Source organism: Ignavibacteria bacterium (assembly GCA_036262055.1).
Lineage (GTDB): Bacteria > Bacteroidota > Ignavibacteria > Tepidaquicellales > Tepidaquicellaceae > DATAJP01.
This window is the reverse complement of sequence record DATAJP010000003.1, coordinates 97306-118508: the sequence shown is the minus strand read 5'-3', so window position 1 is coordinate 118508 and position 21203 is coordinate 97306. Positions and strand designations below refer to the sequence as shown.

At 35.5% G+C, this 21203-nt stretch carries 18 protein-coding genes; 7 read left to right on the top strand and 11 right to left on the bottom strand.

Annotation, left to right across the window (positions count from 1 at the left end; genetic code table 11):
- Positions 1-64 precede the first annotated feature (64 nt).
- Positions 65-3169 carry a biopolymer transporter Tol gene (locus VHP32_07615; protein ID HEX2787757.1) on the top strand — a complete coding sequence of 1035 codons (3105 nt, stop codon included), beginning with the start codon at positions 65-67 and terminating at the stop codon, positions 3167-3169.
- Positions 3170-3238: 69 nt separating this feature from the next.
- Here VHP32_07615 and VHP32_07610 read toward each other — a convergent pair whose 3' ends face one another.
- The gene (locus tag VHP32_07610) at positions 3239-3766 is read right to left on the bottom strand and encodes an HD domain-containing protein (protein ID HEX2787756.1); all 528 of its coding nucleotides are present in this window, start codon (positions 3764-3766) and stop codon (positions 3239-3241) included.
- Between the two features lie 63 nt (positions 3767-3829).
- A complete protein-coding gene (locus tag VHP32_07605) occupies positions 3830-6391 on the bottom strand; it encodes a T9SS type A sorting domain-containing protein (GenBank protein ID HEX2787755.1) in 2562 nt (853 codons plus the stop codon).
- 171 nt (positions 6392-6562) lie between these two features.
- Here VHP32_07605 and VHP32_07600 point away from each other — a divergent pair, with 171 nt between their 5' ends.
- Genes VHP32_07600 through VHP32_07585 form a run of 4 tightly spaced genes read left to right on the top strand, consistent with a single transcriptional unit; the run spans position 6563 to position 10285 of the window.
- Positions 6563-7264 (top strand): carbonic anhydrase family protein, encoded by a 702-nt coding sequence (locus tag VHP32_07600; protein HEX2787754.1) that lies wholly within the window; start codon positions 6563-6565, stop codon positions 7262-7264.
- A 27-nt stretch (positions 7265-7291) separates the two neighbouring features.
- A complete protein-coding gene (locus VHP32_07595; GenBank protein ID HEX2787753.1) occupies positions 7292-7891 on the top strand; it encodes a carbonic anhydrase in 600 nt (199 codons plus the stop codon).
- Positions 7892-7903: 12 nt separating this feature from the next.
- Entirely contained in the window at positions 7904-8398 is a 495-nt protein-coding gene (locus VHP32_07590; GenBank protein HEX2787752.1) for a histidine phosphatase family protein, read from the top strand.
- Between the two features lie 9 nt (positions 8399-8407).
- Positions 8408-10285, top strand: a complete 1878-nt coding sequence (locus tag VHP32_07585) for a hypothetical protein (protein HEX2787751.1) — start codon at positions 8408-8410, stop codon at positions 10283-10285.
- Here the strand turns inward: VHP32_07585 and VHP32_07580 are convergent.
- Positions 10282-11967: a class I adenylate-forming enzyme family protein gene (locus VHP32_07580; protein ID HEX2787750.1), complete on the bottom strand. Its 1686-nt coding sequence runs from the start codon at positions 11965-11967 to the stop codon at positions 10282-10284. The two genes, VHP32_07585 and VHP32_07580, sit on opposite strands and share 4 nt — an antisense overlap.
- A gap of 114 nt (positions 11968-12081) precedes the next feature.
- Here VHP32_07580 and VHP32_07575 point away from each other — a divergent pair, with 114 nt between their 5' ends.
- Positions 12082-13788 carry an ABC transporter substrate-binding protein gene (locus VHP32_07575; protein ID HEX2787749.1) on the top strand — a complete coding sequence of 569 codons (1707 nt, stop codon included), beginning with the start codon at positions 12082-12084 and terminating at the stop codon, positions 13786-13788.
- A gap of 276 nt (positions 13789-14064) precedes the next feature.
- On the opposite strand, the gene VHP32_07570 is transcribed toward VHP32_07575, so the two are convergent.
- The 3 genes from VHP32_07570 to dinB all read right to left on the bottom strand — a co-directional run bounded on the left by VHP32_07570 (position 14065) and on the right by dinB (position 16541).
- A complete protein-coding gene (locus VHP32_07570) occupies positions 14065-14313 on the bottom strand; it encodes a hypothetical protein (protein ID HEX2787748.1) in 249 nt (82 codons plus the stop codon).
- A gap of 51 nt (positions 14314-14364) precedes the next feature.
- Positions 14365-15246 (bottom strand): T9SS type A sorting domain-containing protein, encoded by an 882-nt coding sequence (locus tag VHP32_07565; protein HEX2787747.1) that lies wholly within the window; start codon positions 15244-15246, stop codon positions 14365-14367.
- Positions 15247-15374: 128 nt separating this feature from the next.
- Positions 15375-16541: a DNA polymerase IV gene (gene dinB / locus VHP32_07560; GenBank protein HEX2787746.1), complete on the bottom strand. Its 1167-nt coding sequence runs from the start codon at positions 16539-16541 to the stop codon at positions 15375-15377.
- A 176-nt stretch (positions 16542-16717) separates the two neighbouring features.
- On the opposite strand from dinB, the gene VHP32_07555 reads away from it, so the two are divergent.
- Positions 16718-17473 carry a hypothetical protein gene (locus VHP32_07555; GenBank protein ID HEX2787745.1) on the top strand — a complete coding sequence of 252 codons (756 nt, stop codon included), beginning with the start codon at positions 16718-16720 and terminating at the stop codon, positions 17471-17473.
- 50 nt (positions 17474-17523) lie between these two features.
- Here VHP32_07555 and ggt read toward each other — a convergent pair whose 3' ends face one another.
- The 5 genes from ggt to VHP32_07530 form a co-directional block, all read right to left on the bottom strand.
- On the bottom strand, positions 17524-19227 hold the full coding sequence (gene ggt, locus VHP32_07550) for a gamma-glutamyltransferase (protein ID HEX2787744.1): 1704 nt from the start codon (positions 19225-19227) through the stop codon (positions 17524-17526).
- A gap of 103 nt (positions 19228-19330) precedes the next feature.
- A complete protein-coding gene (locus VHP32_07545; protein ID HEX2787743.1) occupies positions 19331-20149 on the bottom strand; it encodes an NAD+ synthase in 819 nt (272 codons plus the stop codon).
- 4 nt (positions 20150-20153) lie between these two features.
- Positions 20154-20396: a type II toxin-antitoxin system HicA family toxin gene (locus VHP32_07540; protein HEX2787742.1), complete on the bottom strand. Its 243-nt coding sequence runs from the start codon at positions 20394-20396 to the stop codon at positions 20154-20156.
- Positions 20393-20599, bottom strand: a complete 207-nt coding sequence (locus VHP32_07535) for a 2-oxoisovalerate dehydrogenase (protein ID HEX2787741.1) — start codon at positions 20597-20599, stop codon at positions 20393-20395. Before VHP32_07535 ends, VHP32_07540 begins: the two co-directional genes overlap by 4 nt.
- Positions 20600-20703: 104 nt before the next feature.
- On the bottom strand, positions 20704-20958 hold the full coding sequence (locus VHP32_07530; GenBank protein HEX2787740.1) for a hypothetical protein: 255 nt from the start codon (positions 20956-20958) through the stop codon (positions 20704-20706).
- Positions 20959-21203 lie beyond the last annotated feature (245 nt).

The following is a 21203-nucleotide window of genomic DNA, read 5'->3' as shown; positions in this document are numbered from 1 at the left end:
ATCAAAAATTAAGAATTTTCAATTTACCCTTAACTTAATGATGACCAATTATCTATCCAGTTTAATGGCAAAAACCAAATATTTTATTCTATTCGCTATTTTTATTTTTGTTCCCGTAAAAAATATTTATTCTCAATTTGATTCACATCCTGAGCTTGACTGGTTCACAATTGAAACTGAGCATTTTGTCATAAATTTTCATAGCGGAACAGACAGAACTGCCAAAACCATTGCTAAAATTGCTGAAGAAGTATATGGACCGATAACTTCCTTTTATGCTCATAAACCATCCGAAAAGACAACCTTTATTATCACAGATGTTTCGGATATTGCAAACGGTGCGGCTGATTACTACAGTAACAGGATATCAATTTTTGCTTCACCGCTTGACTATGACTTGAGAGGGACTCATAACTGGCTCCGAAATGTAATTACACACGAATTCACACATATTATTCAGATTCAGGTTGCAATGAAATTTTCAAAGCAGATACCTGCAATATATCTGCAATGGCTTAACTATGAAAATGAAAGACGTCCCGATGTTTTATACGGCTATCCAAATGTTATAGTGTCTTATCCCGTTGCAGGGGTGACCGTACCAGCATGGTTTGCGGAAGGAACTGCCCAATATCAGCGTCAGCAGTTTTCTTATGATTACTGGGATGCAAATCGAGATATGATTTTGCGAATGCAGGTGCTTGGAGCTAATATGCTTACATGGAATGAGATGGGACAATTTTCTTCAATTACTTCATATAAAGCTGAATCGATTTACAATTCCGGATTTGCACTGACAAGATATATTGCTGACAAATATGGTGAAGATAAATTAAGAATGATTTCAGAAAAACTTTCATCACTTTCTAACTGGAGTTTCGATGCAGCATCAAAAGAAGCAATCGGAAAAGACGGACAGGATTTATATAATGAATGGCAGAGTTATCTGACAACCGAATATGAAAACAGGGTTGCAGGCATACGACAAACCGAAGTCAAAGGAGATTTAATCGAAAAAACAGGTTTTGCGAATTATTATCCAAAATTTTCTCCCGACGGGAAAAAGATTGCGTATCTGACAAATCAGACTTTTGATTATGGAACAACCGGATTATATATTTACGATATTGCTACAAAAAAATCAGAAGAGATAACTTCACCGGTCTCTACTTCATTCAGCTGGTCGCCTGACAGCAAAAAAATTATTTTCGCAAAGAGAAACTCACCTCCGACAATTCACCATGCTTCAATTTTTGATTTATATGAATACAACCTAAGCACAAAAGATGAAAAAAGATTGACAACCAATATGCGGGCTTATTCTCCGGCATACTCACCTGACGGCACGCAAATTTGTTATGTGGTGAACCGAGACGGAACATTGAATTTGCAAATCGCAGATGCCAATGGGAAAGACAATGACCCGCTAACAATGTTCAACAATGGGGAACAGGTTTATAATCCTATATTTACCAAAGACGGGAAGAAAATTATTTTTGATTTCGCATTGAACGAAGCAAGGAAGCTTGCTGTAATCGACATTGAGTCTGGAGATATGGAGTTCATTCTCGACCATGCCGGAGTTGATACAAGAAATCCGGCTTTATCACAAGACGGAAGCAGGTTTTATTACTCTTCAAACGAGACAGGTATTTTTAATGTTTATTCATATGATTTTGCAACAAAACAGAAAAAACAAATTACAAACGTTCTCGGCGGAGCTTTGATGCCTTCGATTGACAACAAGGGAAACCTTGCTTATTCTTCTTTTGAGGCAACCGGCTACAAAATAGCATTATTAAAAAACTTTACTGAAAAAGATACCATTGAGTTTATTGCATATAAAAGATTTCCCAAGCTTATTGAAAGATATGCATCTATTGATTCGCTGCAAACAAGTTCTGAGTTCAACTGGCTTCAGCTAAGAAACTTTGATGATAAGAATATTCCGAATATAACCGCAAAACCATATAAAGCCCAGTTCACACAGCTTTCATTTTTTCCTGTGCTCAGGTATGATAATTATACAAAAGATAATAATGTGCTCGATGCGATTAAGCCGGGTTTATATTTTTATTCCGATGAAATGCTCAGCCGTTTTTCAATTTTTGGCGGCGCGGCAATTAACAGAAAGCTTGAGCGAGATATATTCCTGCAATTTGTTTATAACAACGGCTTCCCCATTTTTAGAGATTTCTTCACCAAACAGGTTAACTTTGTGCCGACATTTACGCTCGAAGGATATAACGTTACACGAAAAACCACAGCAGACCTTATTGCAAGCGTCGATACTATAGATGTTGGTGTTGAATATAACTTGTATGCTTTCGATTTCTCGATGGCATGGAAGATGTTTAATGTAAATCATGATTTTAAATTTATCATATCGCTGTCGCAGTATTCATCTGCGCTTGACCCGTTTGTAATTCCTCAAAGCGGAATATTCGTCCGTTCATCATCCGAAAAATATTTTAAGGCAACGAGCTACGGACTGCAGTATGATTATGACTTTACTTTACCGACAACTCACTCAGATATTAATCCAATCGGAAGGAAAGTTATGCTGAGATATGATTATGAAACCAGCGACATAAATCCGCAACTTGAAGTTGAAGATGATGGAACCGTTGTATCAAGCTTCCAGCATAATAAACTGCATAAAGTCGAAGGCGACATAACAGAAAGCATCGGTTTATTTAATAATACTCATTCTGTTTCATTAAGACTGCGCGGAGCAAATATATTCGGTCCGCCTGTTGATGATTTCTATAATTATTATGCTGCAGGACTTCCCGGAATGCGCGGTTATCCTTTTTATTCTCTTGGAGGAAGCAGAATGGCAACGGCAACGCTTACATACAGATTCCCTCTCCTGACAAATATCGATACCAGAATTACTCCTGTTTATTTTGATAAGCTGTTTTTATCTATATATGGAGATTATGGTTATGCCTGGAACGGTCATGATGCGAAGCTGAGAGATTTCAAGAAGGATATTGGAGCTCAATTGAGAATGCAGGCAGTTTCGTTCTATGTATTCCCGACCTCGATATTTTTCGATGCCGCATACGGACTGGATGAATTTACGAGAGAATTCAGAAACAAACCCGTTACTTACGGAAAAGAATGGAGATTTTACTTCGGAATATTGTTTGGGTTTGATATTTAATTATTGACGCTGAACAACGCAGATTATTATGATTTGCTTATGATTCTCAATTAAAGCATAACTAAAAAATTAGTTATGCTTTTGTTTTTTATAGACTGAATTAAGCTCTTTATACAATAAAAAATCTTTCAATTCTTCTTTAGATATTTTTAAGAAATATGAAAGTTTGTCCAAAAGCAACTTCTTTGATTTCTTGTTCCTTTCAAATTGATAATAGTTGCTATTATCAAGCAAGTCTGCACATTTGACTGCCAGAGCGGGAAAACCTGCTTTCTTGGTTCTTATAAACATTTCAATATACTGTTCTTCTTTGTCTTTTATATAAGGGTTAAAAGAAACTGCCTCGACTAACCTTGCTATATCTTTATTAAAATTTTTTTGGATTTGTTTGGAAGTTACTTTTGAATCTTCGAGTAAGTCATGAAGAATTGCTGCAATAATTATTTCAGCATCTAAGTTTAGCTCGATTAAGCTATATGCGACTTTAAGACTGTGGAAAATAACCGGCTTCTTGTTGAAGCCGGTTATTGAATATTGCTTGACAAGAAATGAAATTGCTTTTTCGATTAAAGCAATTTCGGATTTGGTATAAGACATTTTTATTTTAACACACCCCGTCGCTTCGCGACACCCCTCTCAAGAGGGGAATTTTAATTATGCTTATTTCACCAACATCATCTTTTTTACTTCGGAGAAATCTCCTGCGGTTATTTTGTAATAATATACTCCGCTTGCAAGATTAAAAGCATTAAACTTAACTTCATAGCTTCCAGAAGTTCTGTTATCATTCAACAATTGCTTAATCAATTTTCCCGTTACATCATAAACAGAAATATTAACAAACGAGCTTTTTGGAATATCAAATTTTATAGTTGTCTCGGGATTGAAAGGATTAGGATAATTCTGATAAAGTGCATATGACTTCACCAGTTCATTTTCATTTCCAACTGAAACAGTTCCGTCGAGCATACTTCTTTCATAATTTCCGTTTCCGTGAGTAACCGCTCTTAATTTTCTGTTAGGACGGACAATGCTTAAATCATAAATGACACTGCTTTCAGTCATACCCGTCATAAAAGGAGACCAGGTAGTCCCGCCATTTGTTGAAGAATAAACCCCTAAATCATTTCCTGCATACAAAATATTAGAATATTGATGGTCAACTATAATTGCAGTGGTTGGAAGGTCGGGTAAGTTATTTGTTATATCAGCCCAGCTGTCTCCCCGATTGGTTGATTTGAAAATATGTCCCGTACCGAATCCCGAAAATACAGCATAAACAATCTGGTCATTTTGAGGGTCAACTGCTAAATCTGTCGGATACCTGTCGGGCAGAGTTCCTGTTACATTAACAAAAGTTGTTCCGCCGTTTGTGGTTCTGAAAATTTTGGCTCTTGAGCTTACCGGAGCTGTTGCGACAAACAAAACGTTCGGGTCAGTGAATGAAATTGCCATTGATAAGGAAGGATTACTTCCATCTGGGGCAACACCACCATTAGTCGCAGTCAAACTTGATGTTCCGCCGTTTGTTGATTTATAAATTATGTTTCTTCCGGCATACATGACATTTGAGTTGCTTGGAGCAAGTATATAAGGCGCAAGAAATCCTGTTGAATTTCCGCTACCGGGAATGCTGACTCCATTGAAAGACTGCCCTTTATTTGTGGAACGAAGCACATTCAGATTTTGTGAAGCCCCATAAACAATATTGTTATTCTGAAAGTTAACTGCGGTCATTGTTCCATCACCGCCAATGCATCTTATCCATGCAAGTTGTCCGTCATAAATTGCGGTTGCATTATCCTGCATTCCGCCCATGCTGAATAAGGAATCCATATTTGCTGAAGAAAAGCCATTATAAAACTGAGTTGTCTGGTAGCTTCCGTTGCATCCTTCAAAAGTTTCTCCTCCATCAGTTGATCTGAACACGCCGCCGTCATTGCCAAAATAAATTATATTCGGATTTGAAGGATGATACTCAATGCAGTGATGATCGGCATGTGAATACTGAGGAGGTCCTTCCGGTCCGCCGATTGGAGTTCTTCCGAAGTCCCATGAAGCCCAATCGGAGCGAATCTGAATCGTGCTTCCGCCATTTGTTGATTTATAAATATCTATTCCCGCGGCAAGAACTAAGTTTTGGTCAGTAGGATGAACTCCTACAAAATGCGAATACCATCCCTGATATGTTGCATAATCACCGGTGTTAACTATTGTCCATGTATCACCACGGTTTGTGGTTTTACAAAGCCAGGTTCCTGCACCTGTTGCTGAGCCATTTCCAATACTAACGTAAATTATTGCAGGGTTAGCTTTAAAAATTGAAAAAATAGCTTTTCCTCCCCATGTTGTCGGCAGACCGCTCGTCATTTTCTGAAACGAGCCTCCTGCATTTGTTGAACGGTATAAACCAACTCCGGGACTGTTCAAATTTCCGCATGCAAGATAAACATAATTTGTATCGCTATGATTTATTACTATGTCAGTTACCATCTTTGTAGTATCTATTAAAGTCCAGTTAGTTCCTCCGTTATAAGTTCTGTATGTACCTTCGCTCGTTCCTGCATAAACTGTATTTGGACGAAGGGGATTGATTCTGACAACCTGCACACCTCTTCGCTGGTTATAACTCCAGTCTAAAGATTTAGTCCAAGTTACACCATTATTTGTAGTTTTCAAAATTCCGATGCCATAGCTTCCCCGCGTTGTCCTTATAGTTAGTCCGCCGATTGAGTTTTGGTATCCATAAACCTCACCTGTTCCTATATACATTGTATTTGTATCTGAAGAATGCATTGCAATTGCGCCGACACCCAAAACAGGATGCCCGGTTGCTATTCTTTTCCATGCAACAACACCAACACCGCCGGTATATGATACCCACAAACCACCGCTTGCAGAACCGGCATAAATTGTGTTTGGACGAAGAGGATTGATTGCAAGTGCAAGCGTTCTTCCACCGATATTATGAGGACCGATTTCTCTCCAGTCATCAAGCCCGGTATTATCTAAGTCGGCGTTCATTATTTTGGAATATTCAAAGGCATCATAATATCCCTGTTCAGGTATTAACTTGTCAGGATATGCCCGCTGCATAGCCCATATATCGAGCGCTTGAAGCGCACCGGACTGCTTAATTTTTATGTTGCTCTTATTTGTTGAAACTGTAATTAATGCTGCAATTAATAAAATGGGGAAAACCAGGAAAATTAATTTCTTCATTTGTTAGGTTATATTGTGCTATAATTTATATCATAAAAAGATTTTTTAATACACCAATTTCAATAGAAAAAAACTTATTTATTGATTCTCAAAGTAATGTTTTTTAACCGTTGAAATTACTACCTTAAAGTTAATCCGACCTTTTTTTTATTAAATTAAACAAACAACAGTATGAAAACTATTATTATCCTAATTTTATTTTTTGGTTTTTTTTCTTTCGCCAATGCACAGGAAGATAAAATTTATCCTAACACAAAAGAATTTCAACAGTCAATAACTCCGGATATGGCTATTGAAATGCTTAAATATGGCAATCAGCTTTTTATAAATAATCTTAGTTCGAACCGCGAATATCACACTGCCGTTCAAGAAACTTCGCAAGGCCAATATCCCTGGGCTGTAGTTCACAGATGTATGGACTCCCGTGTTGCTCCTGAAATACTTTTTGATTTGAATATTGGTGATATTTTTACAACAGGTATTGCAGGAAACATATTGGATGTGGACGTAATCGGGAGTATGGAATATGGATGCGCAGTTGTTGGAACTAAACTGATTGTGGTAATGGGACACACTGAATGCGGAGCGGTAAAAGGAGCAATTGATAATGTCGTATTGGGAAACATAACCAATGTCGTTCAAAAAATTGACCCGGCTGTTAATACCGTTAAAGCGGTGACAAAAACCGGTGATTTAACCTCGAAAAATAAAAAGTTTGTAGATGACGTAGCAGTTCAAAACGTAAAAGACGTGATTCAAAGCATAAAAAACGGTAGCCAGATACTTACCGATTTAGAAGCAAGCGGACAAATAAAAATTGTCGGAGCAATGTATGACGTTCATACAGGTGAGGTAAAATTCTTAGATAATTAATTTATAAACTAACTGAAACTACTGTAAATGTTTTATCCAAAGACAAAAGAATTCCAAAAATCATTAACTCCTGATAAAGTGATTGAGATGCTGAAAGAAGGCAATCAAAGATTCATAACCAAAACAAATTCCGGACGCGAATATCATAATGAGATTATCGCGACTGCTCAAAATCCGGCTCCATGGGCAATAATCCACAGGTGCATGGATTCGCGTGTTTTGCCGGAAGTTATCTTTGATATAGGCGTCGGCGAAGTGTTTGTTACAGGCGTTGCCGGCAATATTATCAATGATGACATAACCGGAAGCATGGAATTTGCCTGCGAGGTTACGGGAGTAAAATTAATTTTAATATTGGGACATACAAAATGCATAGCTGTTGAATCTGCCATGAACAAGGTGGAGATGGGGAAAGTAACCGGGATCCTTGAAAAAATTTCCCCGGCGGTTGATGCTTCGAAAAATAAAAATGATTTAACAAGCATTACAGAGCTTAACATAAAAAACAGCATTGAGCATCTGAGAAACTCCAGCAGAATAATTTCAGATTTAGAAAAAGCCGGTGAAATAAAAATTGCAGGAGCAATGTATAATGTGGAATCCGGTATAGTAACATTCATCGATTAATAACTTACTTCAATTAAAACTTTAGTAATCATAAGACACGCAAAATCAAGCTGGGATAATTCCCAGCTTGATGATTACGAACGTCCTTTAAACAAGCGCGGTTTGAAGTCCGCGCCTGTTATGGCAAAAGTTCTTTCAAAACTTATTTCCAAACCGGACTTAATAATTTCAAGCTATGCTAAAAGAGCTTTAACTACTGCTGAATTTTTTGCTGAAGAATTTAACTACAGCAAGGATGAAATTCAGATTGAAGAACAGCTTTATATGTGCTCACCTCAGACGATTCTTGATTTATTAAAAAGCTTGAATAATAATTTAAACACGGTTCTTTTATTCGGGCATAATCCGGAGCTAACTTCGTTCTGCAATAAAATTAATAACCATTCCATAGATAACATGCCAACTTGCGCAATGTATGGAATTAAATTCGAGACAAACAGTTGGAACGAAATTGATTTTGGAAAAGGAAAATTTGGATTTTTCGAGTACCCTAAAAAACATTTATAATAAATAATTGTGAGTAAGAAACGATACATATCAAAAACCGAAGGCAAGTTTATTTTTTTCACAGAGATTTTGTTTCACATTAAGGACGAGAACACTTCCTTAGAGAAAAAATTGAAGTTTATAAAAATGTTTTCGGAAGAATTTGATGAATTTGTATTTGATAGAACATCAGGCAATAATAAATTAAAAAATTTCAGAAAACTTTATAAAAAATTAACAAAATTAGATGAAGAATTTTTAAGTATTTATAACGATGTTATTGTTCCTAATTTCAAAAAGCAGAATATTTTTGTTGAAGGTTTAAATCCGCTAAGTGAAAATCAACTCAAGCTAAGTAATGAATTTTTTGATAAAAATATTAAATCTGCCTTAATGCCATTTGCTATAAATGAAGACAGCATTCAATCCTTTTTCAAAGACGGTCAGAAATATTTTGTATTAAAAATTGAAAATACTAATGAAAATTCAATTAGTAATTATGAAAATCCGGAATCAGAGATTATAAATGAGGCAATTGAGAAAGATGAAAAAGTAAAGTATGATTATGTTTTGATAGAAATCCCTTCTTCTATTCCAAAATTTATTAATTTGTCTATTGAAGCTACAGAAATTATATCTACCGATGAAATAATTGAATCAAACATTCAAAAAATTCTGCCTGATAGAAAAATAAATGAAATTTATTCATTTACTTTGCGTTTAAATAGTGAAATCAATAACGAATGGATATTATTCTCCGGTAATAATAAACTGCCAAAAGAAATCCGTAAATTGTTCACAATAAAAAAGAGTAATGTATTTCCAGAGTTGTTTTATCCGAAAGTGATCGAGTTAATTTCGTTTTTAGGGAATAGATTTTCTTCACCGGAAGATGAAGTTAAAGCTTTAACTCATAATACATTGCTTGAATCTTCAAATATTTTTAAGACAGTATCCAAACATGATATTCTTTTTTATTTTCCATATCATTCAAATGAGAATATTATAAATCTATTTAAACAAATTTCAAACGACCCGTTTGTTACTGAAATTAAATTGACTCAATCACCGCTTACTCAAAATCCAAATATAATCGTTTCGTTAATAAATGCCGTAAAGAAAGGGAAACGTGTAATTATTTTTGCAGATGATGGTAGTGATGGAGATTTTTTGAATGATTTCAGAGAATCCGGAATAACCATAATTATAAACGCATCGGATTTAAAAATTGATACCGAAGCTGTTCTGATAAAACGACGCGAGAACGAGGGTGAAAAAAATTATATATATTTTTCAACAAAAAATTTCTCAGAAAAAAATAATTACGCAACTGATATGGGGTTACTAACTTCTGATGAAGTTCTTTCAATCGATTTAAATTATTTTTTCAATTTTCTTGAGCTTGGAACAAAAGGATTTGAATTTGATGAGCTGTTAGTTTCAAAGTTAAATATAAAAAAACGTTTATCAAGCTTAATTGAAAACGAAATCATGAATGCCGAGAATGGAAAAGATGCTTTTATCATGTTGAAATTGAACAAGTTAGAGGATAAAAAATTAATCGGTTTGATTTCAGATGCAAGCGCAGCAGGCGTTAAAATAAAATTACTGATTTCCGAAAGCTGTTTATTGGAAAACGAACACTGGTTAAATCAAAATATTCAGATTAAATATTTAATTAATACTGTCCATGAGCATTCAAGGATTTTTGTTTTTTACAATGACGGAGAACCGGTAATTTATATTTCTTCTATTGATTGGACTAAAGAAGATTTATCGGGAAAAAACGGATTGGCTTTTCCTGTGAAGCAAACAAACTTGAGAACGGCTCTTGTTGAAATTATTAATCTTTACAGCAAAAGCACTCAAACGGCAGTTTTTAATTATTTGAAAACTTTAGAAAGCTAACCTTTTTTATTTGAAAATTGCTGAGCTTTAAAATCCGAAAATAAATGTTTTACTTTGTTTCTTTGGTATTTCCCTGTTGATGTTACGGGAATGGATTCTGAAAACACAACTACTTTCGGAGCTTTATAATAAGGAAGTTTTGAATGGCATTCAGACATGATTTTATTTTTTATATCGGTGTCATTCATGTTCTTGAACTCTTCTTTTAACAACACAAGCGCACCGACTTCTTCACCGTACCAGTCATTTTCAAACCCCACTGCAATTCCTGACTGAACGCAATCTATCGATGAAAGCACTTCGTCGATTTCAAGCGGTGAAATATTCACTCCACCTCTTATGATAAGCTCCTTGATTCTACCCGTTATGAAAAAATATTTCTCTCCAAGGTCATCATATTTATAAAATCCCTCATCACCGCTTCTGAACCATTCGAATTCAAAAGTTTTTCTATTAACTTCATCGTTATCGAAATAATATTTCATAACATTATGTCCGCGGATTACGATTTCACCTTTTTCATTTTCTCCAAGCGAATTTCCCTTGTCATCCTGGATATCCATTTCATTGCAATCGATTGCCAGACCAATTGACGGAAAACCAAAATCATTCTGCCACTTCAAATGCTGGTCTTGTTCAAGATTTGCGGGAATAAAACAGGAATAACAAGTCGTCTCAGATAAGCCATATCCGTGAACAATACGCAAACCAAATTTATCTTCAAATTTTTTTGCAAGCTCGCATGTCAATGGACCTGCTCCACAGATAATATGTGAGAAATTTTTTAAATCATATTTTTTTGAGTCTTCATCTGAGTTTAGCATAAAAGCCAGCAATGTCGGAACAACACTGACAACTTTTACTTTTTCATCTGCAATGCGTTTCAAGAATGTGTCGGTCTGAAATTTCTGATTCAAAATCAATCTTGCACCTGCATACATTGAGGTCATTATGGTTACAACAGTTCCATTAACATGATGAATCGGAAGCACACACATCATTGTGTCGTTTTTAGAAATTCCGTGCCATTCGGCAATGTACTTTGCATCAACCATCAAATTGTATTGCGTAAGCACCACGCCTTTGGGGTTACCTGTCGTTCCTGATGTATAAACAATCATTGATTCGGTTTCTTTATCGAATTTATAATCAAGCTCAAGTGTTTTTGAAAATTTAGAATAATCAAAAAGGTTAAAACAAACCGTATCAAACTTTGAATGGTCAAGCAATGAAAGTTTCGGTAAATATTCATCGCGTGTAAATACAATTTTCGTGTTTGAGTTGTCAAAAATATATTGAACACGTTCGGACTCTTCACTTACATTTACAGGAACGATAACTGCGCCTATGCTACAGCACGCAAAATATAAAATAACCGTATCGGAATGATTGTGCGAAAAAGTTGCAATTCTGTCTTCTCTGCCAATTCCATTTTCCAGCAAATAATTTGCAATCTGAAATGCTCTTGAAATAAATTCTCCATAAGTGAATGAAGTTTTGTTTCCTTTGTCATCATAAAAAACAAGATGTTCATCGCTTGCTTGTTCTGTTAAACGCTCTTTTAAAAGCTGGCATATATTTTCATATTGAACCAGATAATCAGTCGCGGCGTATTCGCGCGTTCGATCTCGATTTATAAAATAATGTGCTTTTAAAATATCCAGCTTTGTCTTATCATCCATTGTTGTTCAGAAAATAAACTTAAAGTTTAGATTAAATTAGTTAATTTTGTAAAAATACAAATACATTTTAAAAATAGACAGACAGGAATGTCTGTCTTACTAAAATTAATGTTAATGAATAATTCTACCCGGTTAATTTTATTACTCATCGTATTTATTCTTCCCTCGGCGTTTTTTTCCTGCGGACAAAAAACCGATGACGGGAAAAAGATTTTTAATATGAATCTGCATCTCGGAATCGAAACGCTGGAACCTGTGCAATCGAATTCAAATCAATCAATTTTTGCACTGTCACTGATGATGGAAGGTCTTGTGCAATTTGACAGGAACAACCACATTGCTCCTTGCATCGCAAAAAGCTGGACAATTTCAGAAGACGGACTGACTTATACGTTTATATTAAGAGACGATGTTAATTTTCAGGATAATGAATGCTTCACTGCAAGCGCAGGTGAAGGAAGAAAAGTCATTGCGCAGGATTTTAAATACTGCCTCGAACGAGTTAATAATCCGAAAAATAAATCTCGAGGAATATGGGTATTCAGGGACAAGATAAAAGGCGCGGCTGAATATGTTGACTACCAATCAGGAAAGACCCAATCTCCCGTGCCTGTGAATGAAATTACGGGCATCAAAGCCATTAACGATTCCACACTTTCAATTGAACTTGTATCTCCTTTTGCGCCATTCTTAAGTTTGCTCACAATGTCCTATGCTTATGTTTATCCAAAAGAAGCAGTTGAATTTTATGGCGAAAGATTCGGGCAGCATCCTGTGGGAACAGGCGCATTTACTTTTGTGAGCTGGGAAATCGATAAAGAATTGAACGTCGAAAGAAATACAAATTACTGGGAAACCGACAGAACAGGAAAAATGCTTCCTTATCTTGACGGCGTGAAAATTACTTTCACACAGTCATCCGAAACTGAGTTTCTGGATTTTGTGAACGGTAAATATGATTATCACGAACCTTCAAGTGAAACTTATGACCAGCTTACTGATGACACGGGAAATCTTCTTGACCCGAAAAGCAGAAATTTTATAATGATAAAACAACCGTGGCTTCAGACTGTTTTTCTCGGAATGATGATAGACCCGAATTTGCCCGGAGGGAAAATGGGGCCCTTTGCAAACAATAAAAAACTTCGTCAGGCAATGAACTATGCGGTTGATAAAGAAAAAATCATAAGATTTGTTTTGAAGAACCGCGGGTATCATGCAATTCATGGAGCGATTCCGCGCGGAATGCCTGGATATGATACTTCTCTTGTGGCATATAAATACGACAAGCAAAAAGCATCTCAGCTTTTGAGTGAAGCAGGTTATCCAAATGGCAAAGGGCTTGATTTAACTTTGGTAACAGGCAATGATGAAATTCAAAAATCAATTGCTATTGCGATTCAGGAACAGTTGAAAGATGTCGGTGTGGAGATAAAGCTCGAGCAGATGCTTCAGGCATCGTTACTTTCAGACCAGGAACAGGGCAAGTTTCCTTTCTGGCGTGCAAGCTGGGGCGCGGATTATTACGACCCGGAGAACTTCATGGCGTTGTTTTATACTAAAAATATAACACCTAACGGTCCGAACCGTGTCGGCTACAGCAACCCTGTTACAGATGAGCTATATGAAAGAGCTTTGAAACTGACTGATATGAATGAGCGAATTAAAATTTATAACGAAATGCAGAAAATAATCGTGGAAGATGCCCCATGGCTGTTTTTATATTACAACGAACAGGTTTATCTTTTGCAAAAAGACATTGAGGGTTTTTATGTAAGCGGTTTGAACATTATGAATTTGAAATATACTGTGAAGAAGTGATCTTATTTTAAAGTAAATTTTTCGGAATCTTGACGTGTATCGAATAATGCCAAAATAATTATTTGATTTTTATTAATTCGGTAGAAAATTTTTGTGTAAGGTAAAATAAGCAATGACCTTATATCAGAATTTTTATCTATCGATTTTCCAATTTTAGGAAATACTTTTAATAATTCCAAAGATTTATTTAAACTCTCAATGAACTTTTGGAGTATTTTATCATTCCAGCTTTCTAATATAAAGTCGCAAATATAGGTGAGAGTATATTCGGATCGTTTAGTCCATTTTATTTCCAAAGTATTTCTTTAACCGTTCTTTGACCGTTTCATCTCCAATTAAATTTTCCTCTGAAAAACTTTCTTCATAAGAATTAAGAACATATTTTTTCTGACTTACCGAAAGGGTATCCCATAAATCGACTTCTTTTGAGGTCTTAAAAGCCCAATAAAATTGTTCTAACGATTCCTTATCATTGGAGTCATCAATAATTTCTTTAAATTTTGATTTTAATTCTGTGATGCTCATAAGTTAAATTTAAGAATGCACATATAGTTTTTCAATACTATTTATATAGTATCACTTTACCAACACCATTCTTCTCGTTTCTATAAACTCTCCTGTTGTAAGTGTGTAAAAATATATTCCGCTTGATAAATTTGAGGCGTTGAATGATGTTTGATACTCTCCAGCTTGCAAATTTTCATTTACGAGAGCTGCAATTTCTTTTCCGTTTATATCATAAACTTTCAGATTTACAAATCCAGATTTTGGAATGCTGAATTTAATGTTCGTCGCGGGATTAAATGGATTTGGATAGTTTTGTTTGAGCTCAAATTTATCAGGAATGGCATTTCCTATTTGTTTAATAATCGTCAGTGAAGTATCACCATATAAAATACCATTTACAATGCAGCCCGTTAAATATCCATAATAGCACGGACCTGCCTCACCTGAACAATATTTTGTTATGCCGAAATCTTTTGAGTAAGTTACCTTTTCAAATATAAGTCCGTCATGCTGAAATTCTTTATATTCCTTAGAAAGACCAAAAACTTCATTACTACCATTTGCAATACATTCTTTATGAACAAATACTCCAAAAGGACAATTTACTTTGTCATTAATGGATGAAGCTAAACTATCAATTATCCCCTCGTTTTGATACCCTGAACAATTGGTTCCTTGTCTGAAAACCAAAAAATTACTTGTTAAACTATCGTATCTAATCCAGTCGTAAACATAATTAAGAAAAAAATATTTTTTTCCGTTTATTACAGAATCTCTGGTTATAGTTTTTTTAAATTTATATGAAGGCCACGGAGACATATCAACATAATATGTCCACGTATTTCCAACGGCTAACGGGAAATATCTTGCAGAAGCAGTATCAAGAGAAAAAGATTCGGAAGAAGTAAGTAAAAGAATTAAAATAAAAACGGTTTTGGCGGAGGTTTTCATATATTTAATTTTTATAAAACTTCCTGATTTTATATTGAAAAGTCAATCCCTTGGTATTGGGATTCCCGCCTGGGCGGGAATGACTTCAACACTCCTCGTCGCTTCGCAATACCCCTCCAAAAGGAGAGTTACTCCATACTTTTTCCGAATTTTACGATGTCGAAGCTGTATTTTGAGCGAAGCTGGTCAAGTTTTGAGAAGAGTTTTTTTTCGCGTTCGATATCGATGAATAAATCTTCCTGAACATAATCACGTTCTTCGATTAACTCTGAAAATTTTATTCCAAGCAGACGGATTTTTCTTGCCGATGCCATTGCCATTTCAAGCAGTCTCATTGCATCTTCATAAAAATCATTCTCGAGGTTTGAGTAAACAGGACGGGTATAGCTTTTCTGGTTAACCTTGAAATCAGTATATTTAATCTTAACCGTTACTGTTTTAGCAAGAGTTTTTTCTTTGCGAAGCAGAAAACATGCACGCTCCATCAAGATGTTTAATTCTTTTCGCAAAAAAGTTAAATCATTCGTGTCGAAATCGAATGTAGTCTCTTTTGAAAGTGATTTTCTGTCATCATCATCAACATGCACTTCGCGGTGGTCAACACCGTTAGCAATGTTAATCAAAAAAGCTGCATAATCTCCTATTTCGTTTTCAAAAAACTCCCTGTCGTATTTTAAAACATCACCTATTTTTTTAATGTCATATTTATGAAGCTTAGCAAGCATTGCTTTTCCGACGCCGGGGATTCTTTCGACGGGAAGATTTGCAAGAAATTGTTTTTCCATTCCGGGTTCGATGTAAGTTACTCCGTTCGGTTTATTTACTTTCGATGCAATTTTTGAGAAAACTTTGCCCGAAGAAATTCCGATTGAGCAGGTTATATCGAGAGTATCTTTAATTTCATCTTTAATTTTATCAGCAAGAGCAACGGGGTCGTTGTTGTGCGAGTGCAAAACATTCGTTACATCAAGATATGCTTCATCGATGCTGATTGGCTGAATCATCGGAGTAAATTTATAAAAAATCTCCCGAACTTTTTTTGAATAAGTTGAATACAATCCACGTGTTCCACGGATAAAATTTGCATCAGGCACAAGCTGAATTGCCTTAGTAATCGCCATTGCAGTTTTCACACCACGCTGTCGGGCAAGATAGTTAGGACAAGCAACGATGCTTCTGACATCCTGCTTTGTTCCGCCGACAATAAGTGGCTTATCACGCAAAGACGGATTTATTGCCTCTTCACACGAAGCAAAAAAAGCATCCATATCGATATGAAAAATTACGCGGTTCAATTCTAGTTTGTCATCCTGAACGCAGTGAAGGATCCCCTGACAAAAAGAATGGGACTCTTCGCTTCGCTCAGAGTGACACTTTGGTTTGTGTGTTTATAATTGAATAAAAAATATTGTTTTTTATTCATATTATAAACGCATTCGTTTAGTCATCTTAATCTTAAAAAAAACCGAATTTGAACCAAGAATTCGATTTTTCCAAAATACTTCTGCACTTAGGGCTTAATGCGATTATCATTTTCGCCCATATTAAAATAAGCAAGATTACCTATTTTAAAACGCTTCATAGAAAATTCTGGCTTTCATTCTTTAGCGGTATATCGGTCGCATACGTTTTTGTTCATATTTTTCCGGAACTCGGAAAAGCGCAAGAGTATATTTATAATATGCAGTACAGTTTCATTCATCTGCTTGATTATCACGCTTATTTAATTTCACTTTCGGGATTTTTGCTGTTTTATGGAATGGAATATTACGCGAGAAAATCATACCGTGATAACATCAGAGAAAAAAAATCCGCCACTGTTGAAGATCACATATTCTGGGTGCATTCCCTGATAAATGTTTCTTTCAACTTTATGATAAGCTATCTGATTTTTGATGACGAGTTTCCTTCTTCATTGGGCTTAATTTTATTTTTTATCGCAATGCTTACCCACCTGATGATTATGGATTATGATTCTTATGATTACAACAAAGAATTATACCAAAGATACGGCAGATGGATTTATATATGCGCGAATTTAGCAGGATTATTTACTGCAGTAATTTTCGATGTTAGTGAATCTGTATTTTTAATTTTGTTTGCATTCCTGGGAGGCGGAATGATTCTGAATGTCATTAAAGAGGAATTGCCCGAAGATAAAAAAAGCAACTATGCAGGTTTTTTGATTGGTGCGTTGGTTTATTCCGCGGTTTTGATATTTATATAACACACCCCGTCGCTTCGCGACACCCCTCTCAAGAGGGGGTTTTTTATAATCTAATACCCTATTGCTTTTCCGTAGCCGCGGCGGTCAGAGTGTCCTGACATTTGTCCCTGCTCATTGAAAATTATCGCATCAATGCTTCCGTAATTTCTGAAATCATTTATTTTATATCCGCGTGCTTCAAGTTTTTTTCTTTCTTCATTTGTAAGTACACCGTTTTCAACCTGAATTTCATCGGGATACCACTGATGATGAAAACGCGGCTTATCAATCGCATCTTGCAGCGACATTCCAAAATCAATCACGTTGACGATATTAGTAAGAACCGATGTAATAATCCTTCCGCCGCCGGGCGAACCGGTTATCATAAACGGTTTTCCGTCTTTCAGAATAATCGTCGGTGTCATTGAACTAAGCATACGTTTGTTGGGCTCGATTGCATTAGCGTCGCTTCCAAGCAAGCCGTACATATTAGGAACTCCGGGCTTAGATACAAAGTCATCCATTTCATTATTCAGGAAAAACCCCGCGCCTTCGATGACAAGCTTGCTTCCGAAGTTATCATTTATTGTTGTCGTTACAGACACACAATTTCCCCATTGATCTGCAACCGAGTAGTGAGTCGTATTTTCTTTTTCTATTATTTTAATCTCGCCGTGCGAAACATTTACACTTTGTGAAGCATTCGTATTATCAAAATCTTTAAATCTTTCTTTTGCATAATCTTTTGAAATTAGTATCCTCATAGGCACGGGATAAAAATCCATATCCCCCATGTGTTTGCTTCTGTCTGCATAAACTCTGCGCATGGCTTCGGTCATTAAAGCAATTGATTCCGTATTACCATAACCCATACTTTTTAAATCATAATTTTCAAGAATGTTGAGAAGATATATCAAGCTCATTCCCCCGCTGCTCGGCGGTGCCATAGAAATAATTTCATAACCGCGATATGTTCCGGTGAGGACATTACGCTCGACGGCTTGGTAATTAATCAAATCCTGATGCGTTATGATGCCTTTTTCTTTTTTCATTTCGTTCACGATGCAGTCTGCAACGGAACCTTTATAAAAACCATCATTTCCCTGTTCTGAAATCAATCGTAAAGTATTTGCTAAATCTTTTTGAACCAGCAAATCACCTTCTTTAAACTTTCCGCCAAAAATTTTCATCGTTGATGGAAAAGTCCTGAACTCATTTTGATATTCATTTAATAAATCCGCGAATCTTTTGCTTATATGAAAACCGTTTTCTGCAAGTTCGATTGCATATTTCATAACATTCTGACGACCCATTGTGCCGTATTTTTCAAGAGCCATCAGCATTCCTGCAACAGAGCCGGGTACTCCTCCTGCAAGATGCCCTTTTGTACTGAGACCATTCACGATATTACCATTTGCATCGAGATACATATCGCGAAACGCATTTGCAGGAGCCTTCTCCCTGTAATCAATTGAGGTGTTATTCGCCGCGGCATTAGTTGGAGCCAAATGTATAACCATAAATCCCCCGCCGCCTATATTGCCTGCCTGCGGGTAAACTACTGCAAGAGCAAAACCGACACCGACGGCAGCATCAACTGCATTGCCCCCATTTTTGAGAATGTCTATTCCAACTTGTGAAGCAAGCTCATCAGCAGAACTGACGACGCCGTTTGAATACCAATCCTGCGCGGGAACATTAGTTTTGCAAGAAAGAAAAAAGACAATGATAAAAAAAGAAATTCTCTTGAATATATTTGATTGCCGGAATATCAATTTAAAATCATTTTAGACTGGATTCCAGCTTTCGCTGGAATGACAATTTTTATCTTATTATATAAACTTCATGAACCTTATAACTTTTAACTTTACAAACTAATTATGTATTCCAATCTCTATTGTATCTGAAATCGATGTTCATTGTGCGGTTGGAAACTTTTGCAATAACAGGAGGAACGCGCTTGAACTGATTTCTGATCACCATTTTATTTACTTTCTTAATAAATGCATTATCGAATCCAAGTTTTTTTATTTCCTCTTCGGATTTTCGTTCATCAACTTTCAGAAATAAATATTTATCAACTTTATCATAAGAAAAACCAAACTCACCCTCATCAGTTTGTCCTTCCCATAAGTCTGCTGAAGGTTTTTTATCAATAATCGGCTGAGGGATATGAAGATACTTTGCCAAATCAAACAGTTGTGTTTTATATAAATCACCAAGCGGGTTAATTGCATGTGCAGAATCACCCCAATGAGTCGAATAACCGAGCAAAATTTCTGTTTTATTGCTTGTTCCGATAACAAGTGCGTTTTCTTTTGCGGACATGTCATATAAAACAATCATTCGTGAGCGCGCCATTATGTTGCCTTTGCGTATGTTGGATATATCCGAGTCCTTAATAGTATTCAGATACCCGTCGACCATTCCTGTAATTTCGATTGTACGATGCGGAACATTCAAGTCTTTCACACAAAGCATTGCGTCATCTAAACTAGATTGACTGCTTGTTTTATAAGGCATTAATACTGCAAGAACATTTTCCGCGCCAAGGGCTTTTACGCTGAGATATAAAGATATGGCTGAATCAAGACCACCTGATAAACCGATGACTCCTTTTTTAAATCCCGTGCGGTGAACCTCATCTTTAATGAAATTTACCAATAATTTTTCAAGAATTTCGTTGTTGTATTTCATAAAATTAAAACAACATTTCCATAAGTTTTTCTTTTGAAATTTCAAAAAATATAGAAATATCTTTCAAAATATTATTTAGTGTGCCTAATTTGATTGGATTATGGTTCGGGATTGTTATGTTGTGAATTTTAGAATCTTTTTCATATCTCAGGGTAATGTGGCTCCCCTTTTGGCGTTCAATAGAATACCCGATATGTTCCAGACTTTTTATTAATTCCTTTGCCGAAACGTCGCGGGGAATTTTCATATTGCCAGGAATTCCTCTTTTACATAATGGAGTCTTATAATTTTAGGTGCATCTTGTTTTTCAAAATGACAATTTATAGCGTCTTTAATATTTTTTTTAAGCTCGTCTAAATTATCGCCTTCTGTAAAAATAGAATGACCTAAAGCTTTTGCAGTATATCCTTGTTCAGGATCGTCTTCAATTAAAAAGATTATTTCGTTCATAAATAAATATAGAATTTAAAAAAGTAAAATAATATTAAATTCGTACAAATAAAAAAGCCGACTATGAGCCGGCTTTTTAAATCAAAATGGAAATCAGTATTTACTTATTTTGAAACCTGATATACTATTTTTCTTATAGTATCGAATTGTAAATAAGGGAATAATTCCTGAATTTTATCTATTGCTTCACCTGCGCTCATTTCTCTTCTCATGTCTTTGTACATTTGTCTGATTTTATAATCTCTGATTGCCTTTTCATCAAGTAATTTATATTTCTTTAAAGTATTAAATACATCATCATCTATTAATTCTGACAACGGATTTTCGCTCTTTGATTTTGATTTCGTTGTTGGCTTCAAGTTTTACCTCTCCTTTTAGTTTATTATCCATAATATTCCGTTAATTTGCAGGGTTATTATGGACAGTTTGTTCCTTGTATAGAAAACTCTATATACAAAAATAACTCAAAAACAATACAAAAGTCAAGCGGTTATAATACTTAGGGGCTTAGGTTAAAGTAATTCTATAACTCCTTAACTTCGTTATTTTAAACGAAGTTAAGTAACTTTTAGTTTCCTAAATTTTTTATTTTAATAAAACTATT

Coding starts and splice junctions, on each gene's coding strand:
- VHP32_07565 (HEX2787747.1), bottom strand. CDS start 15,246: ATGAAAACCTCCGCCAAAACCGTTTTTATTTTAATTCTTTTACTTACT.
- VHP32_07540 (HEX2787742.1), bottom strand. CDS start 20,396: ATGAAAATTCCCCGCGACGTTTCGGCAAAGGAATTAATAAAAAGTCTG.
- VHP32_07610 (HEX2787756.1), bottom strand. CDS start 3,766: ATGTCTTATACCAAATCCGAAATTGCTTTAATCGAAAAAGCAATTTCA.
- VHP32_07545 (HEX2787743.1), bottom strand. CDS start 20,149: ATGAAATACAACAACGAAATTCTTGAAAAATTATTGGTAAATTTCATT.
- VHP32_07605 (HEX2787755.1), bottom strand. CDS start 6,391: ATGAAGAAATTAATTTTCCTGGTTTTCCCCATTTTATTAATTGCAGCA.
- VHP32_07580 (HEX2787750.1), bottom strand. CDS start 11,967: ATGGATGATAAGACAAAGCTGGATATTTTAAAAGCACATTATTTTATA.
- VHP32_07570 (HEX2787748.1), bottom strand. CDS start 14,313: ATGAGCATCACAGAATTAAAATCAAAATTTAAAGAAATTATTGATGAC.
- VHP32_07600 (HEX2787754.1), top strand. CDS start 6,563: ATGAAAACTATTATTATCCTAATTTTATTTTTTGGTTTTTTTTCTTTC.
- VHP32_07595 (HEX2787753.1), top strand. CDS start 7,292: ATGTTTTATCCAAAGACAAAAGAATTCCAAAAATCATTAACTCCTGAT.
- VHP32_07615 (HEX2787757.1), top strand. CDS start 65: ATGGCAAAAACCAAATATTTTATTCTATTCGCTATTTTTATTTTTGTT.
- VHP32_07535 (HEX2787741.1), bottom strand. CDS start 20,599: ATGAACGAAATAATCTTTTTAATTGAAGACGATCCTGAACAAGGATAT.
- VHP32_07575 (HEX2787749.1), top strand. CDS start 12,082: ATGAATAATTCTACCCGGTTAATTTTATTACTCATCGTATTTATTCTT.